The organism is Spirulina subsalsa CS-330, assembly GCF_028330765.1.
GTDB lineage: Bacteria > Cyanobacteriota > Cyanobacteriia > Cyanobacteriales > Spirulinaceae > Spirulina > Spirulina subsalsa_A.
Genome location: NZ_JAQMTY010000083.1, coordinates 1 through 2,784 on the forward strand (window position 1 = coordinate 1; position 2,784 = coordinate 2,784).

Consider the following 2,784-nt stretch of genomic DNA (forward strand, 5'->3'; position numbering starts at 1 on the left):
CTAGGCACACTTGGGTGCGTTGGCTTCTCAATTTTAACACAAGACTGAATTCAGTCGTCTCCCGTTGGTCGGTTTATTTGTTGGCAAAAATTCATCTCACCGCTAACCTAACGGTGTAGCGGGAGTCCTCTTTTTGCATTGAAGATAGAGGGTGCGGATCGGGTGACAATATACCGAATTTTCAGGGGGGACGGGTCAGGGGAGAAAGCGCGATCGCACTCTTTCCCTTGGCCCGTCCCCCCTCAATAGGGCGAAATCAGTCGAGGCGCTCAGACGATTCACCCCGGCTCACTCTTGATATTATTGGAATTTCTCGCCAGCCCGATGCACGGCCTGTTCAAGTTCATTCCAAGCATTCTCAAACCCGCTTTGTAGATCTTGCCAGGCAGATTCACTCGATTGCTGGATTTCTCCAAGTTTTTGAGACACCGCCTCACGCTTGCTGTTGAGTTCGCTCAACGTGTCATTGTATTGTAGTTTCGCGTCGGCTTTGGCTTGGTCGGCCTTGGCTTTTAGCTCGTCAATTTGAGCGTTGAGCTTATCGAGTTGCGTTTGGACTTTGTTTTCGTAGTCTTGCTTGGACAGGTTTTGAAGTTGTTGGGTCGTCATAAATGAAGACCTCCTAAATGAGTGTTTGCAATTGAATTATTTCAATCTGCTTACACTGTAGCGATCGCGCCCCCCTCCCTCACTCCATCATTGGAGGGAAATCATCATCCCCCCTAACCCCCAAACATCCCCCGGAAGAGTGAGCCAAACATTTCAAATGGAAGAGCAACCCGAAGGAATGACACAGGTTAAAAACGCGACTATTCCCCCCCTGGCCAAGGTTCCACGCGACCGCCGAGAGCAGTGGCGATCGCCTCCGTATTCGCCACCAGCATTTTGATATAGCTGTCGCCGTTGCTGCCCGGTGCGCCCAGGGAATCGGAATAGAGAGGTTGATCCGCGAGGGTGACTTGGGCTTCCGTGGCGACGGCTTGGATCAGGGAATCATTGATCGTCGTTTCAGCGAAAATAGCCGGAACGCCCGCCGCCCGGATCGCATCGGAGAGGGCTTTGACGGTTTGGGCGCTGGGCTGCTCTTCGGTGCTGATCCCAATTAATGTCCCCAACATCGTCAAATCATAGGCCGCTACATAATAGGCAAAGGCATCATGGGTCGTCACCAGTTGACGCTGTGCGGGCGGGATGCTGGCAATTTGGGCGGTGATCCAAGCGTCAAGGTCTTGCAGTTCAGCCGTTAAGCGATCGGCGTTGGCAGTGAACAGATCGGCATCGTCGGGGGACAGGGCGATCAATTGATCGCGAATTGCTGCCACCATGGCGATCGCATTTTCCGCATCGCCCCACACATGGGGGTCGGGAACCCGTTGCCCCTCATCGTTCAAAGCCAACGGCTCCACCACTTCCCCCACCGCAAATCTTGGCACCTGCGTCCCCACCCCTTCGATCAAGCGAATCAAGGCCGGTTCCAGTTGATAGCCGTTATAGAGAATCAAATCCGCCTCTTCGAGGGCCACCGTATCGCGGGGCACGGGTTCATAAATATGGGGATCATCCCCCGGCTGTAAAATACTGATTAATTCAATCTCATCCCCCCCCACCTCAGCGGTTAAATCCGCCAGAATCGTACTCGTCGTCACCACCTGGGGGAGGGATGAATCCACCGTAACCGCAGGGCTACAGCCCCAGAGGAGGGCGATCGCAGCCGCCCATGAGCATCGGCTCAGACTCCACTTCATGATTCGTTTCATATTCTTTTCATTATTTCTATCATATTCTTTTCATTTTTTGATAGGCTGAACCCTAACACCCTCATTAACGTGGCGATATATCGTTGTTTGCCAAACCCCCCTATGGATCACGCCTTACCCCTCCCAACAGCCGATCGCACCCTCTCCATTCAGCACCTCGCTGTCCGCTATCGCAGCGTCGAAGCCCTCCGAGACATTACCCTTGATGTGCTTCCCGGCCGAGTTACCGGCATCATCGGCCCCAACGGAGCCGGGAAAAGTAGTCTCCTCAAAGCCATGCTCGGCCTGATTCCCACCAGTGCCGGACGGATCGACTACAACGGCAAACCCTTAAAACAGCAACTCGCCCACGTGGCCTATGTGCCCCAACGGAGCCAAATTGATTGGAGCTATCCCGTCACGGTGTGGGATGTGGTGCTGATGGGACGGGTGCGGCAAACGGGCTGGTTTCAGCGGTTTTCGCCCGTCAGTCGCCAAGCGGCGCGGGCGGCCCTCGAGCGGGTGGATCTGCTTAATTTGCGCGATCGCCCCCTCGGTCAACTCTCCGGCGGGCAGCAACAGCGGGTGTTTTTAGCGCGATCGCTGGCCCAAGCCGCTGATATTTTTTGCTTTGATGAACCCTTTGTGGGGGTGGATCAAAAGACTGAAACGATTATTTTTGAAATTTTCGCCGAACTCGCCGCCGCCGGTAAAACGGTGCTCGTAGTCAATCATGATCTAGGCGAATCCATTACGGAATTTAACGATTTAATCATCCTCAATCGAGAATTAATCGCCGCTGGCCCCCGCCCCCAAGTGTTTAATGATCAAACCCTGAAGCGGGCCTATAGTGGCCAAGTGATGTTTTTTGATGGGGCGCAACCCTTCGCAGCGTAAGTCTAATCGTTCGGGTGCATCCCAGTTGTGCAACCCCTCACCCAACCCTCTCCCGCAGGAGAGGGCTTTTGACTCCCTTCTCCTGCGGGAGAAGGGCTGGGGATGAGGGTTCTACCTGGCGAGCAATATGAATCTGCAAAAGTGGGATGCA

General features: G+C 54.1%; 3 protein-coding genes. 1 reads left to right on the forward strand and 2 read right to left on the reverse strand.

Annotation, left to right across the window (positions count from 1 at the left end; all coding sequences use genetic code 11):
- Positions 1 to 300: 300 nt before the first annotated feature.
- Positions 301 to 609 (reverse strand): sll1863 family stress response protein, encoded by a 309-nt coding sequence (locus PN477_RS05590; protein ID WP_272117438.1) that lies wholly within the window; start codon positions 607 to 609, stop codon positions 301 to 303.
- Positions 610 to 809: 200 nt separating this feature from the next.
- On the reverse strand, positions 810 to 1,745 hold the full coding sequence (locus PN477_RS05595) for a metal ABC transporter solute-binding protein, Zn/Mn family (RefSeq protein ID WP_272117440.1): 936 nt from the start codon (positions 1,743 to 1,745) through the stop codon (positions 810 to 812).
- Positions 1,746 to 1,859: 114 nt separating this feature from the next.
- Between PN477_RS05595 and PN477_RS05600 the strand changes: the two genes are divergently transcribed.
- On the forward strand, positions 1,860 to 2,633 hold the full coding sequence (locus tag PN477_RS05600) for a metal ABC transporter ATP-binding protein (RefSeq protein ID WP_272117442.1): 774 nt from the start codon (positions 1,860 to 1,862) through the stop codon (positions 2,631 to 2,633).
- Positions 2,634 to 2,784 lie beyond the last annotated feature (151 nt).